We start from the raw sequence: 16,900 nt of genomic DNA, 5'->3' as shown, positions 1-16,900 counted from the left end.
ACGTTCATACGTCACAAAACTTTCAAAATCAATTTAAGTGCTTTATGTAAAAAGGTTGGGCCATCGTCCTGTCACGATGACCCAACCTAGTCAATCTTTATTCACCATGTACGATAATTTCATCATTGTCTACATCGATTTTGATGTCTTTTACGTCTGAATGATCTAAATAGTAATCTGTAATTCTATCACGTACGTTACGTTCTACGACGCGACGTAACGGTCTTGCGCCTAACTTTTCATCATAGCCTTTTTCAATTAACCATGCTTTTGCATCTTTTGAAACTTCTAAAGAAATATCTTTTTTATCTAATGTGATTTGTACATCATCTAATAATAAATCTAAAATTTCATGTAGGCTATCTTTATTTAAATGATTAAATTCGACGATTGCGTTGAAACGGTTTAAGAATTCAGGACGGAAGTAGTTGTTTAATTTGTCCATGATATCTCCTTCATCATCCTTATCATATCCGAATCCTGCGTTAGACGTTGCGATAATAATCGTGTTCTTAAAGTTGACGATATTACCTTGTCCATCTGTTAAGTTACCATCATCCATAACTTGAAGTAATAGCGTTAAGACTTGAGGATTCGCTTTTTCAATTTCATCTAACAGAATAATTGAGTAAGGATTGCGACGTACTTTTTCTGTAAGTGTATTGGAATTATCATCATAACCCACATAACCTGCAGTCGTACCGATCATTTTAGAAACCGCAGTTTGGTCCATGTACTCACTCATGTCTAAGCGAATCATCGCGTTCTTGTTACCGAATAAATCAATCGCAAGTTGTTTTGCAAGTTCAGTTTTACCTACACCAGTTGGACCTGTAAATAAGAAACTACCAATTGGTCGATTACCCTCATCAAAGCCTGCACGATTACGACGAATAGCGCGAGATACAGCTTCAACAGCATCATCTTGTCCGATAATTTTAGTTTTTAAGCGTTTAGAAATATTCTTTAAATGTTCAATATCAGATGCATCCATTTGAGAAACTGGAATACCAGTTAAGCGCTCTACAGAATCAGATACGTCTGATACAGTTGCTACTTTAGTTTCACTTTGTACATCTTGATTTAATTGTTCATTTAAAGATTTAATTTCTTTTTGGAGACGATCTGCCTCTTGATATTGTTCATCTTTAACCGCTTTTTCTTTTTCTAATTCTTTCTCTTTTATCGTATTTTCAATTTCTACTTTATTCATTACGGGATGTTGTGCTGAAATGTGAGCTGCAGTGATGTCTAATACATCGATGGCTTTATCTGGGAGTAAGCGTTGAGGAATAAATTGAACCGATAAATCTACGCACGCTTTTAGAACGTCATCTGGAAGTTTCACTTGATGGTGTTCTTCGAATTTATCGCGGATGCCTTCTAAAATTTTGATTGTGTCTTTTGAAGATGGCTCTTTAACATGCACTTCATTAAAGCGTCTTGATAAGGCAGCATCTTTTAAGATGTTGTTTCGATATTCATCTTGCGTTGTCGCACCAATTAGCGCGATTTCACCGCGACTTAACGCTGGTTTAAGAATATCGGATAAACCTTTACTACCTGAGTCAGAACCCGTGCTTCCAGAACCAATAATTTGGTGAATCTCGTCAAAGAAGAGAATCACATTCCCTTTTTCTTTGATATCATCTACAAGTTTTTGCACATTTTCTTCAAAAGCCCCGCGGTATTGCGTACCTGCTTCAAGGGAAGAGATATCAACTGCATAAATTTCTTTATCTTTAATGGAAATTGGTACGTTACCTTTCACAATCTCGTTCGCTAGTCCTTCAACGATTGCAGTTTTACCGACACCAGCTTCACCTACGAGCATTGGATTGTTTTTCGTTCTACGACTTAAAACTTTTGCAGTATCTTGGATTTCTTTGTCACGTCCAATCACTGGATCGAGTAAACCATCTCGAGCTTCTTGTGTTAAATTACGTCCGTGTTTCGCTAAGAAACTATCATCTTGTTGACTTGGTTGTTCTTTCAAAGCAGTAGGCGCACCGTCTTGTCCTTGTCTCATAGCTTGAAGCTCTGCTTCTGAAACTTCTTGACCATTAATATAATATTTTCTTGTACTATTTGAATCATTCATACCTTGCATCATTTGTCTAAAAATTGCATCAAAATCATTACCAAAAAAGTTGTTATTCATACAATTTCACCTCATTAATATTTAGTTGTAGTCGCAACGTCAAAGCGTTGCTCGAGTAAGTCAGTTTCATTTCTTTCAGGATCTTTTATGCCTTACTAACTGACTACATGTCTTATTATATACCATTGGTCAAAGATAGTCAAGGTCAAATATTAACTTTTCTTCACCTTTTGAAAAGTCCTTTAAAACCTGTCGTAACAGTACTTATAGGGCTTTTCATAAAGAAGAAATGATAAAATTAATCAAAAAAGGTCAAACTAACGTCAAAAAAAAAGTTTATCTCTCCTATTCAAAGAGATAAACTTTGACCTTAGTGTATATTAAGCATGCGTAAGTTTCTTAGAATGATGCCACATTGTTACGAGCGCGATTAAACCAAAGATCGCAAGCAAGATAAACGCGAAGTGGCTTGTACCTGTTGCACTTGTCACAGCTGAGATAACAAGTGGTGGGAAGAATCCTCCTAAGCCACCCATCATCGACACGATACCATTGGCAACGCCTGCTTCTTTAGAGAAGTAAGATGGTACGAGTTTGAAGATTAAACCGTTACCAATACCAGCACAAGCGCTGATCACTAAACAACCGATTGTAAATAATAGAATGCCGTTTGAGAAACCAAGCACAAATGCGCCTGCAATCATGAGTACAATCATAAACATTAATACTTTAACAGCGTTGAATTTATCACCTAAGATACCGCCAATTGGGCGTAGTAACGTCGCAATCGCGATGAAGATACCTGTACGGATACCTGCGTCGACTTTGTCGATTGAATAATGTTCAACTAAATAGTTTGGTAGGAATAAACCGAATGCTACGAAAGCACCAAATGTAATAAAGTACCAGAAACTTAAATAGTATAAACGATAATTTTTCATTAATATTTTAGATTGAGCTACTAATGGCACTTTGACTTTCTTTTCTTTGCCGTCACCGAAGATAAACATGAGTAACGCGAATATTGCCATTACAAGTAAGTAACTACGTACAGTGTTTTGCCAACCAATAGCGCCTGCAATAGGTGGCGCTAGGAATGCTGAAACGGCAGTACCTAAGTTCCCCATGCCGTAGATACCGTTCGCAAGACCTACTTTTTCTTTAGGGAAATATTTAGGTAACGATGTAACCCCTACTGAGAAGATGGCGCCCCCAACTCCAAGGAAGAAGCCTGCAATCATTAACATCGTCGGTGAAGTCGCTTGGCTTAAGAAGAATATCGGCACAAGCAACACGATGAAGCTCGAGAAGAACACCCATTTAGCACCTATGATGTTCGTTAAATATCCAAATGGAACACGTAACACTGACCCCAGGATAACTGGAATCGCTAATATAATCGATAATTGTCCACTTGTGATTTTAAAATCTTGGGAGATAAATGGCATCAGTGGCGCGATAATCGTCCAAGCCATGAATCCCGCTACTAAACTTAACGTTTGTAGAGTTAACTGTAAGCTCCCGTTTGACTTATTCATTTTGATTTCACCCTTTAACATGAGATTTTTCGAGTCGTACATGATTTATGATCCAACCATGTTCACGACTTTTAATTCATCTTCATTGTAAGGTGTTTGTGAATTTTTGAACATAAGGATAAACCCTATAGGGTGCTAGGTATTTCCCTGTACTTGTGAATTATTTCTCATGATTGTGGGTGCTATAGGCTGCTCCCTTCCCTCTTCTTGAAAATGGGGGTTCAAGTAGTCGTATGATTGAAGTTAAAATATGTAAAAAATCATTTCGATCAAAAACGAGAATTATTAAACTTCTTAAAGATATCTTTTACCTCAGTTTTATTAAACGGGATATAAGCTCAGTATAAAAATTTTTAATGATGATTCTAATTATGAGCTCATTTATAACCACCTTTATACCCTTTATTATTTAATTAGACGAATCTATAACTAATATATATTCACAAAGATCTTCATTATTATTAATAAATTGATGGCCTACATGAGCCTCAAAGTAAAATGAGTCCCCTTTTGAAAGATAATACCTTTGAACGTCATTATTTTCACTTAATTCCACAGTAATTTCGCCTGTTAAAATATAAATATATTCTTTCACTCCAAAAGTGTGTGCGGGAAAAAGTCCAGTTGCAGAATTGGAAGGTAGCTTATTAAAGATAAATTCAATATTTGACCCTACATTTGGAGATAATAATTTTCTCTCAAAACTGTTTTCAGGGTCAACATATTTTAAATGGTTATTTGCTTTAATTTTTACGACTCTGTTTGCTTCCAATTCTCCTAATAACTCTGAAATGGTAGTATCTAACCCTTTAGCAATTTGAGCAGCTACTTTAATAGTAGGTTGTTTTTCACACCTTTCAATTTTAGATAACATTGCTCTACTTACACCAGTTTTCTTCGAAAGCGCTTCCAATGAATAGCCTTTACTAACTCTTTTGTTTCTAACATTTTCATGAAACTGCATATATAGTTCTCCTATAGTAGAAATTTTTCTTGTATTGTAACTATTAATTAAGTATACTTAACCTAATTCTACTATAGTAGAAACTTGAAATCAAAAAGGGGGGAGGGATATGGAAAATGTGATTTTCATTGATGAAAAATTTTTTACTAAAGAATACGCTAAAATTAGCGTTTATGATCATGGACTTTTATATGGATATGGAGTGTATGAAGGAAATAGGTGCTATTCGAAAAACATTTTTCAACTAAATGAACAAATTGAAAGACTTTATAAGTCAGCTAAGATAATAGACTTAATATTTGTTTATACTATGGCTATCTCAACACGTAGTGAACAAAGGCTTGAATTATATATCAACACCTCCTAACCGTATGATTTTTTCAATAGTAGCTAATGCAAAATCAATCATAAACGATATAAATAACTAAGTAGGTGATGATATGATTCATTTGATCTTAGCCTTATTACCTTTAGTCATTGTTCTAGCTTGTCTTTTAATATTAAAATTTTCAGCTCTTAAAACTGGAATAATAACATTTACAATTTTAGCTATTTTAGTTTTAATTAATACTCCCTATCAAATCACATTCTATAAAGTAGTTGAATCCTCTGTAAACGGGATTTTGATATCAAGTATAGCAGCATATGTAATATTCTTCGGAGTACTACTTTTTCACTTAATGAATGAATCTGGAAAAATACAAGACATTTCTACTCAAATTAAACTTTTAACTAATGACCAAGTACTTCAAGTAATAATATTAGTTGTATGTATTTCACCTCTTATAGAATCAACAAGCGGTTTTGGTACAGCATTTTTAGTAATTACTCCTATTTTAATGTCACTAGAAATTAATCACTATAAAGCAGCTTGTATAGGAATTTTAAGTTTATTAGCTGTTCCGTGGGGGGCTTTAGCTACCGGTACTGTTATTGGGACTGAAATAGTCAATCTCGACTTAAAGCATGTAGGGTTTTTGACTTCAATATTAACCGTTCCATCAATATTATACTTTTTAGGACTATGTATCTATATACTCGGAGGCTCTACTTTATTAAAAAACAATATATATAAAATACTAATATATACCTTAATTTTTTCGTTATCTAATATTTTCTTCAATTTTTTTATTAGTGTAGAACTTGCTGGGGTTCTAAGTTCTTTATTAACACTAGTAATTGGCATAACTCATATAAACATTCAAAATGGAAGAACTAATAAATCCTTTAATGCACTAATCAAATTATTAAGCCCTTATATTTTCTTAACTATTTTAGTTCTAATTTCACGTACCATACCTATTTTTGAAACCTTTTTAAAAAATCATTTTGTAATATCTATTGAAAAATTTAACTTTAGACTATTACTTTTACATTCTCCAGGGTTTTGGCTTATTATAACTTGTATTTACACTATAATTAAATTTAAAATAAATGCACACATTATTTTTAAGTCATTGCATAAAACTTTGAATCAATGGGGAATTTTTGTAATTTCAACTACACTTTTTATTTCAATGGCTGAAATTATGGATACCTCTGGAATGATAACTACTATTTCAAACGGAATTAATAATGTCGGTAAATATTTTATTGTAATTTCAGGCATTATAGGTAGTGTTGGAGGTTTTTTAACAGGTAGTAACACTGGAGCTAATGCTATGTTCATGAAGTTACAGATCCATACTGCGAGAGAGTTAAATCTATCAACGAGCTTAATCGCTGGATTACAAAATGCATCTGCTTCTAATTCAACTATGAGTACACCTTCTCGTATATTATTAGCAGCTAATTTATGCGACATTAAAGAACATGAAAGCAAATTACAAAGAGAATTCATAAAGATAACCGCTTTTTCAACACTAACTTTAATAGTAGTGTCTTTTTTAATAATTACCTTTATCTAAAATATTTTAATTTATGTAGGTTAGCTAAAAAGGTCATTACATCAATCAATATAATTTTTATTCTCATATTATTAAACTTAAAATATTAAATTTTATTGCTACATTGCTTGGTTGTTGACTCGCCATTAAGTTTCAAGCTATCACGACAACCTCTCTCCGGCCTCTACCACATCTATCCCACCGCCGTCCACCTACTCATACCTCAGTAAAATTCCCTTCCTCCAAATCACTAACACGTTTTCGCCCACCTTCAAACCACAATAAAAAAGCACTCGCAATGAGTGCTTACATCTTAGCTATCCAATTAAAAATCAAGTAACTTCTTCTTCAAGGCATATTCCACAAGCTCAGGCTTCGATTTCAAGTTCAACTTATCCATGATACGCGTTTTATGCGCTTCCACCGTTTTAACAGAAACAAATAACTTATTCGCAATATCTTTATTACCGTACCCTTTCGCGATCAACGGCAAGATTTCAAGTTCACGCTTCGTTAAAATCTTGAACGGATCATTTGAATAATCGTCCTTTTGACTCGTATACACAAATTCGTTCACTAAAGACGTTGTCATCTTAGGATCAATAAACGTCTCACCCTTATGAACCGTACGCACGGCACTTACAAGCTGTTCATCAGGTGCATTTTTCAAGATATAACCGCGCGCACCGCTTCTAAGCACATGGAATAAGTATTCTTCATCATCATACATCGTCAGTATTAGAATTTTAGTTGACGGAAAACTATCAGTAATCTTGCTCGTAGCAATTAAACCGGATTCACCAGGTGGCATACTTAAATCCATAATTAACACGTCAGGTTGGTGCTCCATCACTTTCTGATACGCTTCAACGCCATCAGCGGCCGTCGCCACAACCTCCATATCTTCCTGGAAATTAAGTATCATCGAAAACCCTGTCCTAACTACCGCATGATCATCCGCAATTACAATTTTCACAATCTATTCTCCTAACTTATCCGTAATCGGTACAACGAGTGTGACAATCGTTCCCTTTCCAATTTCTGTCTCAATATCTAATTGGCCATTCACGAGTTCAGCTCGTTCGTTCATCCCATATAAACCAAGTCCACTACCTTTTGGTTTCTCCGTCCTTGAAAAGCCATTCCCTCTATCGGCTACTTCAGCGATCAACTTTTCACTTTCAAGATGTACATTCACATCAATCACATCGACCCCTGCGTATTTTAAAGCATTAAATATCGCTTCTTGCACAACACGATAGACGACTGTTTCAATCTCATTATTAAATCTTGCACTTTCTAGGTTACCATGATAGTGAATTTCAAGACCATAGTTCGATTCAATCTGCTTAAAATACGTCTTAAACGCTGCCTCTAAACCTAGATCATCTAATGAAGACGGTCTTAATTCCGTTGATAGATTACGTATATCATCAATTAACTTACTCATTAGTCCCTCAATACGCTTCGAATCATTAATTAACGCATCCATTTGGTCCTGATACTTCAAAAGCCTTAACTCAACAGCAACGTTGAGTAGCTCTTGTACAACACCGTCATGTAAATCACGTGAAATACGCTTACGTTCATTTTCCTGAGCGAGTAACGTTTTCTTAATCATTTCCTGCTGATAACGTTTTTCCTGACGTTCAATTTGTGGTAACACATTTTGAAGCGTAAATGCCTTGATGCCCTTTTCCGCATCAATCGTCTGATACGTTGCAGTAAAAGGTTCAATCTTATTCTGAGTTGTTCGCATAAATACTTGAAAGCTCGTGTTGTCCATCGATTCTGCTTCTAAAAAGCAATTTTGACAAGAACGTAAGGCATGTTCGTTTGAATACCCTTCACAACGATTACACACAGCATGCGTAACACCGCTATAGTCATTTTCCTCAGAGATAACGTGCTTCGCCGCTTCATTCATTTCAAGCACATTACCCTCACGATCTAAGAAGATAATCATTTCACGCGTTTGTTTATAATATTGATCTAATAGCTGATTCAAACTTGTATTATCCGTCGTCATAACACACCTCGATCTTTACAAGAATAAGCGCCTATGCCAGTGCGAAGTTTGTCGATTTCGCCATAATGAGGCAAATGATTGCCCTCACGTTGACCGTATAAAAGCACACCACAAACTTTATTTTCAAACCACAAAGGAAGCACTACAACTGCCGTGAGTGCTTCGCTTACAAGAATTGGGTAGTTAAATAATTGGTTACTAAATAAACTTTCTGAAACATCCGGTACGATGAATTCTTTGCCTGTCTTCATTACATTACCGGCTAAACCTTTACCGTTACGCAGAATAATACGCTTGTATCGGTCGTTGATATTGCCTGACACATAACGCCATTTTATAACGGGTACGCCATCTACATCATTATTATCAGGTAGCGCAATACCAGCAAAGTCAAATTGATATTTCTCTCTATATTCATCTAATTGCTGTTGATAATCATGTTGTAAAAAGCAATTTGGGTTCATTGTCCTAGCCTCCACTTCAAGCTTTGTGTTTACGGTAAATAATATAACTACGTGTACCATAGTTCACAGGTACACTCCATACATGGACTAAACGCGTGAAAGGCCAAAATGCCGTAATTAAGAAACCTAAAAGCATGTGTAATTTAAATGACCATGGTACTGTAGCCATTAAACTAGCATCTGGACTAAATGTAAATAAACCTCTAAACCAAACAGAAATCGTCGAACGATAATCAAAGTCTGGTACTGTTGCATTTGTCACAAGAGTTGCATAACAACCCATAAATACAATGATTAATAATAAAATATTTACAAATATATCCGATAGTGAGCTTAAACGTCTCACATTTTGAATCGTAATACGACGCATCGTAAGTAATAACATACCGATTAATGTTATTATACCAAATAAACTTCCGATATACACAGCGCCAATATGATACATGTGATCATTTACGCCAACACTGCGTAACCATGATGCTGGTATAAATAGACCTACGAAATGTCCCGCTGCTACAGGTACAATTCCTAAGTGAAATAGGATACTGCCCCATTTAAGTTGTTTCTTTTCAATAAATTCACTCGATTTAGCTGTCCATGAAAATTGATCATATTTAAATCGTGCGATATGACCAATAATAAATATCGCGATTGCGAGATATGGGAAGATAACCCATAAAAATTGATTAATCACGGCCTGACACCTCACTTTGATGTTCAATACATTGTTTAAGTGTTTCTCTTAACCCTTTAATTAAGTAGTAGTACGGATTTTGCTTCTCCTTAAGATAAGTCATAATCGGATACGTGCCATCTTCAACGATCATTACGAGTAAGTGCGCATTCTCTTGAGCACGCTTATCGCCATCGAAGTTTGCTGCATACAAAAATTCTAAGATTAGCGGCAGATAATCCGATAGTTCTTGGTCAACCATTTGAAGACCGAACATTTCATATAGAACCTTTAATTTCGCAAGCATTTGACCGCGCTCTTTTTGCGTATCAAATTTGTTAAAAGTCATGTGAAGCGTCGCCTTCTTATTAAAATCAAACGTCTCTGTATATAACGTTTTCATTTCAGAGAGACTGCGTTCATTTACAGCCTCTCGATATTGTTTAATCCAAGGTGTAGCTGGGTGCGATGCATCAAAAATTTGATCGACTGTCTTTGGATGGAACGTTAACTTTTCGGGAAAGTTCAGTTGCTGACTCATAAAACCAAATGTATCTTTATAGTGTTTTAACGTCGATAAATTAATCACGGAAGATGCCTCCGTAGAAGTTGTCGTTATAAATTTCTTGTCCTGATTTTCCTGCTGCTACTGGAACGCCGCAACCATCACAATCTGCCCCGAAGTGTTCGCCGCCATAACCTTGGCTACCTTGTGCACGATACGTATCCATATACGCTTCTTTGTGAGACGTTGGGATTACAAAGCGATCTTCGTATTTCGCAATCGCAAGTAGTCGATACATATCCTTTGTTTGTCGTTCTGTTAAACCTAATCGAGCTAAACGGTCTGTGTCATAAGGTTTACCAGTTGTTTGCGCTCTCATATAACCACGCATCATCGCCATTCTTTGAAGTGCTGTCTTAACCGGTCTTGTATCCCCTGCTGTTAATAGGTTCGCAAGGTATTCAATTGGTAAACGCATTTCTTCGATAGCTGGGAAGATTGCATCTGGGTTGTTAATTGAATCTTTACCTTCAAAGTAGTTCATGATTGGGCTTAATGGTGGGCAATACCAAACCATTGGCATTGTACGGTATTCAGGGTGTAATGGGAACGCAAGCTTGTACTCAATCGCAAGTTTGTAGATTGGAGAGTTTTGAGCCGCTTCAATCCATTCCATTGAAATACCATCTTTCTCTGCTTGTTCAATGACATCTTCATCAAAAGGATCTAAGAAAAGGTCTAATTGCTTTTCGTAAAGATCTTGTTCATTTTCAGCAGAAGCCGCCTCTTGAACACGGTCCGCATCATATAAAAGCACACCTAAGTAACGCATACGACCAGTACATGTTTCAGAACACACTGTTGGAAGACCTGCTTCAACACGTGGGAAACAGAATGTACATTTCTCAGCTTTATTCGTTTTCCAGTTGAAGTAAACCTTTTTATAAGGACAACCTGTCATACAGTAACGCCATCCACGACATGCATCTTGGTCTACAAGTACGATACCGTCTTCGTCGCGTTTATACATCGCGCCTGATGGACATGACGCCACACAACTAGGGTTCAGACAGTGTTCACATAAACGTGGTAAGTACATCATGAACGTTTGGTCGAAGTTGAATTTAATTTCTTCTTCGATTTTTTGGATGTTTGGATCCATAGGTCCTGTTACATGTCCACCTGCAAGGTCATCCTCCCAGTTAGGACCCCATTCAAGATTTAATTTATCTCCTGAGATAAGTGATTCAGCACGCGCTACAGGTGAGTGATTACCATGTTTTTTCGTAGTTAAGTTCTCGTAGTTATACGTCCATGGCTCATAGTAATCTTTAATGACTGGCATATCAGGATTGTAGAAAATTTTACCGAGTGCAATCTTAGATAAACGACTACCAGATTTAAGTTCTAACTTGCCTTTTTTATTGAGGTGCCAACCACCTTTATATTTCTCTTGGTCTTCCCATCGTTTTGGATAACCGATACCTGGTTTCGTTTCAACGTTGTTAAACCACATATATTCTGCACCTGGACGGTTTGTCCAAGTATTCTTACATGTAATACTACATGTGTGACATCCGATACATTTATCTAAGTTAAGTACCATTGCTACTTGTGCTTTAATCTTCAAGCCAGTCAACCCCTTTCATTTTTCTAACTGCAACGTAAACATCACGTTGGTTCCCTATTGGTCCATAGTAGTTAAAGCCGTAACTAATTTGTGCATATCCCCCAACAAGTTGTGTCGGCTTTAAGTGAATTCTAGTTGGTGCGTTATGTGAACCACCACGTGTATCTGTAATTTCAGAACCTGGTGTTTGAATGTGTTTGTCTTGTGCGTGGTACATGAACATCGTACCTTTAGGCATACGGTGTGATACGACTGCACGTGCCGTTACAACACCATTTCGGTTATATACTTCTAACCAATCGTTATCCGCAATATCATGTTTCGCTGCGTCTTCGTTTGAAATCCAAACGGTTGGACCACCACGGAATAGCGTTAACATATGTTGGTTATCTTGGTATGTTGAGTGAATATTCCATTTACCATGTGGCGTTAGATATCTAAGTACTAATGTATCCATGCCGCCTTTAACTTTTTTATCTTTCGTTCCGAATACCATTGGCGGTAATGTCGGTTTGTAAACTGGTAAACTTTCACCGAACTGTTGGAATACTTCGTGATCGATATAGTAACTTTGACGACCTGTTAAAGTTCTGAATGGAACGAGTCGTTCGATGTTTGTCGTAAATGGTGAATAACGACGACCAAGTTTGTTTGAACCTGGGAATACGGCCGTAGGAATAACTTCACGCGGTTGTGCTGTAATATTTAAGAATGTAATCTTCTCTGAAGCACGTTCGCTTGAAATATCCTTTAATTCCATGCCAGTTTGATTTTCTAAATCATCGTATGATTTTTGTGATACGCGGCCGTTTGTCGCTGACGAAATATTGAGTATCGCATCTGCTACGCGGCGTGCCGTATCGATTCGTGGTTTTTGTGACTTAACTGTATCGTCTTCCCAAGTACCTACCATACTCTTTAATTCATCGTATTGTTCTTTTACTGAAAAGCTCACACCGTGAGCGCCGACTTTACCTTTTTCAAGGAGTGGTCCAAGTGAAACGAATTTATCGTAGATTTGCGTGTAATCACGTTCTACAATTGCGAAACCTGGCATTGTTTTACCTGGAACGGCTTCAACTTCGCCTTTAGTCCAGTCTTTGACTTTTCCTAAAGGTGTCGCGATTTCTTGGGCTGTATCATGCGCAAGCGCCGTTGTCACAACGTCTTTGTAAGTTCCAGTCAAATGGACTTTTGCCATATCGGAGAAAGTCTTCGCTAACGTTCTATAAATATCCCAGTCCGAACGTGACTCCCAAAGTGGATCGATTGCCGGATTGAATGGGTGTACGAATGGGTGCATGTCTGTTGATGACAGGTCGTGTTTTTCGTACCAAGTTGCTGCTGGAAGTACGATGTCTGCGTATAAAGGCGTCGCTGTCATTCTGAAATCTAAAGCGACAAGTAAGTCTAACTTACCTTCTGTGTCTTCACGCCATACGATTTCTTCTGGCTTATCTTGTTCGTTTGGTTCAGCGAGTAATCCTGATTTCGTACCGAGTAAGTGTTTCATGAAGTACTCTTGACCTTTAGCTGAACTTGAAATTAAGTTTGAGCGCCATACGAATAGTGTCTTCGGATGGTTTTTGCGAAGGTCTGGATCTTCAACTGCAAATTTTGTTTTGCGAGATTTAACAGACTCTATTGCATGTTTAAGTACGGCTTCGTTTGAGTTATCGCCTTGTTCTTTCGCTTCTTCGCCAAATAGTAAACTGTTTTTATCGAATTGTGGATACGATGGTAACCAACCTAGTCGAGCAGCCGTAACGTTGTAGTCAGCCGGGTGCTGGTGCTTGATGTCTTTTGCTAAAGGAGACTTAAGCTTATCGACACCAGACTCTTCGTATTTCCATTGGTCAGTTGCGAAGTAGTACCAACTTGTTGCGTTTTGAAGTCTTGGGACTGGCTGCCAATCTTTGGCAAAAGCAACTGTGCTCCAACCTTCGATAGGACGACATTTCTCTTGACCTACATAGTGCGCCCAGCCACCACCGTTAACACCTTGGCAACCACATAGCATTACGAGGTTAAGGATTGAACGGTAGATTGTGTCTGAGTTGAACCAGTGGTTGATACCTGCGCCCATGATAATCATTGAGCGTCCGTCAGTGTCGATTGCATTCTGAGCGAATTCTAGACCTACTTGCGTTACGAGTTCAGGTTTAACGCCTGTAACTGATTGTTGCCAAGCTGGTGTGTAAAGTGATTCAGCGTCGTCGAAACCTTTAGCTTCTAATCGGTGGTTGAAACGTTTCACACCGTACTGACTCGCCATAAGGTCGAATGTTGTCGCGATATATGTTGTTTCGCCGTTTTGTAATGTGACTTTGCGAACTGGAATTGGGCGTTTAAAGACACCGTTTCCTTCATTGTCGAAGTACGGGAATTGGATTTCTACGATGTCGTATGTGTCGTTAGCGATTGTCATAGATGGGTCGATTTGTTGACCGTCTTCAGTTTCGAGTTTTAAGTTCCATTTCTTGCCTTCTTCCCAACGTTGACCCATTGTACCGTTTGGAACGACAAGATTATTTGTAAGGTTGTCTAGTACAACCGGTTTCCATTCGCCTTTTTCTGTAGCGTGGCCAAGGTCACTTGCACGAAGGAAACGACCTGCTTTAAGACCGTTCTCGTCTTCGTCTAACATGATGACGAATGGCATGTCTGTATATTGTTTAGCATAGTTGATGAACATTTCTGATGGTTCATCGATGTAATATTTCTGTAGAATAACGTGCGTCATTGCTTGTGCTACTGCAGCGTCTGTACCAGGGTTAGGTGCGATCCAGTCGTCTGCGAATTTAACGTTTTCTGCATAGTCTGGTGCTACTGACACAACTTTTGTACCTTTGTAACGTACTTCTGTCATGAAGTGTGCGTCTGGTGTACGTGTTAGTGGTACGTTTGAACCCCACATCATGATATAAGCCGCGTTGTACCAGTCACTTGATTCTGGTACGTCAGTTTGTTCACCCCAAATTTGTGGTGAAGCAGGTGGTAGGTCGGCATACCAATCGTAGAAGCTGAGCATTTCGCCACCTAATAAGTTGATAAAACGTGCACCAGAAGCGTAACTAATCATAGACATCGCTGGAATTGGTGTGAATCCTGCGATACGGTCTGGGCCGTCCTTTTTAATTGTGTAAATCAGTTGAGCTGCGATAAGTTTAGAGATTTCTTTCCATGATACGCGGATATGACCGCCTTTTCCTCGAGCAGACTTATAAATTTTAGCTTTGTCTGGATCTTCAACTATTGAAGCCCAAGCTTTGATAGGATCTTGGTGTTCGTCCATTGCTGCTGTCCATAAATCCCATAATTTTCCACGAACGTATGGGAACTTAACTCGGAGCGGACTATATTCATACCAAGAGAATGACGCTCCACGCGGACAACCTCTAGGTTCAAATTCAGACATATCAGGTCCACAACTTGGGTAGTCAATTTGTTGGTTCTCCCAAGTGATTACACCATTCTTAACGAATACTTTCCATGAGCAAGAGCCCGTACAGTTAACACCATGTGTTGTACGAACTACTTTGTCGTGGCTCCAACGCTCACGATACATTTTCTCCCATTCACGACTTTTATTTTCCAAAACAGACCAATCACCATTAAACTTTTCCGTAGGTTTAAAGAAATTCAATCCAAATTTAACCATCAATAATCCTCCCTTAATATCGTCCCGTAATTCATACTATGATTGTACAATTTTTCACAAGGCATAGATATTAGGGAATAACCTATATAGATGTTGGAAAACCCTTATTCTTTGAAATTATGATGTGGTAGATGGAAGTGCGGAGGTGAGAGTTGGGGATAGGGTGTTGATGGGGGGAGTGCTGGGATAAGAGCCATGTCATGGCTTCACTTGGCTCTTACAAGCAATTTAGAGCCATGTCATGGCTTCACTTGGCTCTTACAAGCAATTTAGAGCCATGTCACCTCTTCACTTGGCTCTTACAAGCGATTTAGAGCCATGTCACCTCTTCACTTGGCTCTTACAAGCAATTTAGAGCCATGTGACCTCTCAACTTGGCTCTTACATACGATCTACAGCCAACACGCTTACCCATCGCTCACTAAATAAAATACTTTTTATTACGAACACCTTTATATATGAAGAAATCATTACTAATCCTTCTAACAGTATTAAAGCTCGCCCCTTCACACCAGGCCATAGCTTCTTTCAAAGTGAAACCGTCGTCCTTAATATAGTAAAGCTCCTTCAAATGCTCATAATACACGTCACGCTTAATAAAGTTAGAACCACAACGCGTACATCTTACAGTTTTCTTATGAGGTACAGGTTCTATGAATCCAATTTCCTTACAACAACTACAACGCAAACCGGTCCTAGCCTGATCCAGACCATAAGGCTTTTCAAAATTTAAACGGTGGGTTAAATCTATCTGCTGGGTACGTATCTTATCCAATATAATTTGATCTTTCGAGGTAAAACGCTGAGGAAATAAAGTAGGAATTTTGTGAAGTTCGGTCGGCAATAAGGTAAACCCGCGGTGCGGTATACCTCCGCTCAAAGTAAACGTCGGATTCGTATACACTACGTAAGCACTGACCGACATACTCAAGCCCGCTCGCTTCAGTACCATCTTAAGCTCGTTCACCTGCTTCAACAATTGTACATGCGGCGCCGCAAACCTAAAGCCTTTAGCCGACTCGAGCGCATCGCCGTCGTACTTGTAATCGCCACTATAATGCTTCACTTCAAATATCATCGCCTGCTTTCCGTTAATCACCAGAAAGTCGATCTCCAAAGGGTGCATTTGATTAAAGTACAAATTGCGCCCATACACAATCCGGTCGACCGCTTTCAAGTGCTTTTCAAAGAGGGACTCACCCTCCAAACCGACCTTAATATTCTTAATCTTACTCGCAGTTTTAGAATCCACATCACATCTGCCATCAATCGCTAACCAGTACGCATTCATCATTTCGTTGATGTTCATATCTTGTTGCTCCTCTTCATTAAATTTCTTTAACTATATCACCTTTCAATGCCCACGCCCACCATACTTTAAAAGCCACATACAATTACTCAGAAACTGCGCAAATTCCATTTCCAAATGAATAAAATTGCAGACGAAAT

Annotated in this window: 13 protein-coding genes; 2 read left to right on the top strand and 11 right to left on the bottom strand. The window is 38.0% G+C overall.

Going from position 1 to position 16,900, the window contains the following annotated elements:
* Positions 1-97: 97 nt before the first annotated feature.
* From ACF3N8_RS03985 to ACF3N8_RS03975, 3 genes are all read right to left on the bottom strand, one after another.
* Positions 98-2,161, bottom strand: coding sequence for an AAA family ATPase (locus tag ACF3N8_RS03985; protein ID WP_238101714.1), 2,064 nt, complete (start codon positions 2,159-2,161; stop codon positions 98-100).
* Positions 2,162-2,481: 320 nt separating this feature from the next.
* Positions 2,482-3,639 (bottom strand): NarK/NasA family nitrate transporter, encoded by a 1,158-nt coding sequence (locus ACF3N8_RS03980; protein ID WP_238101715.1) that lies wholly within the window; start codon positions 3,637-3,639, stop codon positions 2,482-2,484.
* A 409-nt stretch (positions 3,640-4,048) separates the two neighbouring features.
* A complete protein-coding gene (locus tag ACF3N8_RS03975; protein ID WP_238094123.1) occupies positions 4,049-4,603 on the bottom strand; it encodes an XRE family transcriptional regulator in 555 nt (184 codons plus the stop codon).
* 109 nt (positions 4,604-4,712) lie between these two features.
* Here ACF3N8_RS03975 and ACF3N8_RS03970 point away from each other — a divergent pair, with 109 nt between their 5' ends.
* Positions 4,713-4,970 carry a branched chain amino acid aminotransferase gene (locus ACF3N8_RS03970; RefSeq protein WP_009384076.1) on the top strand — a complete coding sequence of 86 codons (258 nt, stop codon included), beginning with the start codon at positions 4,713-4,715 and terminating at the stop codon, positions 4,968-4,970.
* Positions 4,971-5,043: 73 nt separating this feature from the next.
* Positions 5,044-6,510: an L-lactate permease gene (locus ACF3N8_RS03965; RefSeq protein ID WP_238101716.1), complete on the top strand. Its 1,467-nt coding sequence runs from the start codon at positions 5,044-5,046 to the stop codon at positions 6,508-6,510.
* A gap of 304 nt (positions 6,511-6,814) precedes the next feature.
* On the opposite strand, the gene nreC is transcribed toward ACF3N8_RS03965, so the two are convergent.
* From nreC to ACF3N8_RS03925, 8 genes are all read right to left on the bottom strand, one after another.
* Complete coding sequence (gene nreC, locus ACF3N8_RS03960; protein ID WP_392450292.1) at positions 6,815-7,465, bottom strand: nitrate respiration regulation response regulator NreC; 651 nt, start codon at positions 7,463-7,465, stop codon at positions 6,815-6,817.
* Between the two features lie 3 nt (positions 7,466-7,468).
* Positions 7,469-8,518, bottom strand: a complete 1,050-nt coding sequence (locus ACF3N8_RS03955) for a sensor histidine kinase (protein WP_238101717.1) — start codon at positions 8,516-8,518, stop codon at positions 7,469-7,471.
* Positions 8,515-8,982 (bottom strand): nitrate respiration regulation accessory nitrate sensor NreA, encoded by a 468-nt coding sequence (nreA, locus tag ACF3N8_RS03950; protein WP_009384081.1) that lies wholly within the window; start codon positions 8,980-8,982, stop codon positions 8,515-8,517. Before nreA ends, ACF3N8_RS03955 begins: the two co-directional genes overlap by 4 nt.
* Before the next feature lie 16 nt (positions 8,983-8,998).
* Positions 8,999-9,676, bottom strand: a complete 678-nt coding sequence (gene narI, locus ACF3N8_RS03945) for a respiratory nitrate reductase subunit gamma (protein ID WP_009384082.1) — start codon at positions 9,674-9,676, stop codon at positions 8,999-9,001.
* The gene (locus ACF3N8_RS03940) at positions 9,669-10,244 is read right to left on the bottom strand and encodes a nitrate reductase molybdenum cofactor assembly chaperone (protein WP_009384083.1); all 576 of its coding nucleotides are present in this window, start codon (positions 10,242-10,244) and stop codon (positions 9,669-9,671) included. The genes narI and ACF3N8_RS03940 overlap by 8 nt, the downstream gene beginning before the upstream one ends.
* A complete protein-coding gene (gene narH / locus ACF3N8_RS03935; protein WP_009384084.1) occupies positions 10,237-11,790 on the bottom strand; it encodes a nitrate reductase subunit beta in 1,554 nt (517 codons plus the stop codon). The genes ACF3N8_RS03940 and narH overlap by 8 nt, the downstream gene beginning before the upstream one ends.
* A complete protein-coding gene (locus ACF3N8_RS03930; RefSeq protein ID WP_392450289.1) occupies positions 11,780-15,451 on the bottom strand; it encodes a nitrate reductase subunit alpha in 3,672 nt (1,223 codons plus the stop codon). Before ACF3N8_RS03930 ends, narH begins: the two co-directional genes overlap by 11 nt.
* A 421-nt stretch (positions 15,452-15,872) precedes the next feature.
* A complete protein-coding gene (locus ACF3N8_RS03925) occupies positions 15,873-16,760 on the bottom strand; it encodes a nuclease-related domain-containing protein (RefSeq protein WP_009384086.1) in 888 nt (295 codons plus the stop codon).
* Between the last annotated feature and the right edge of the window lie 140 nt (positions 16,761-16,900).

It is taken from the genome of Staphylococcus massiliensis (assembly GCF_043186315.1).
In the GTDB taxonomy this organism is placed as follows: Bacteria; Bacillota; Bacilli; order Staphylococcales; family Staphylococcaceae; genus Staphylococcus; species Staphylococcus massiliensis.
This window is presented reverse-complemented; position numbering and strand designations above follow the sequence as displayed.

What these genes read in the sequence shown, in the direction of transcription:
- ACF3N8_RS03985 (WP_238101714.1), bottom strand. Translation starts at nt 2,161, where the DNA reads ATGAATAACAACTTTTTTGGTAATGATTTTGATGCAATTTTTAGACAA.
- ACF3N8_RS03980 (WP_238101715.1), bottom strand. Translation starts at nt 3,639, where the DNA reads ATGAATAAGTCAAACGGGAGCTTACAGTTAACTCTACAAACGTTAAGT.
- ACF3N8_RS03975 (WP_238094123.1), bottom strand. Translation starts at nt 4,603, where the DNA reads ATGCAGTTTCATGAAAATGTTAGAAACAAAAGAGTTAGTAAAGGCTAT.
- ACF3N8_RS03970 (WP_009384076.1), top strand. Translation starts at nt 4,713, where the DNA reads ATGGAAAATGTGATTTTCATTGATGAAAAATTTTTTACTAAAGAATAC.
- ACF3N8_RS03965 (WP_238101716.1), top strand. Translation starts at nt 5,044, where the DNA reads ATGATTCATTTGATCTTAGCCTTATTACCTTTAGTCATTGTTCTAGCT.
- ACF3N8_RS03955 (WP_238101717.1), bottom strand. Translation starts at nt 8,518, where the DNA reads ATGACGACGGATAATACAAGTTTGAATCAGCTATTAGATCAATATTAT.
- nreA (WP_009384081.1), bottom strand. Translation starts at nt 8,982, where the DNA reads ATGAACCCAAATTGCTTTTTACAACATGATTATCAACAGCAATTAGAT.
- ACF3N8_RS03930 (WP_392450289.1), bottom strand. Translation starts at nt 15,451, where the DNA reads ATGGTTAAATTTGGATTGAATTTCTTTAAACCTACGGAAAAGTTTAAT.
- ACF3N8_RS03925 (WP_009384086.1), bottom strand. Translation starts at nt 16,760, where the DNA reads ATGAACATCAACGAAATGATGAATGCGTACTGGTTAGCGATTGATGGC.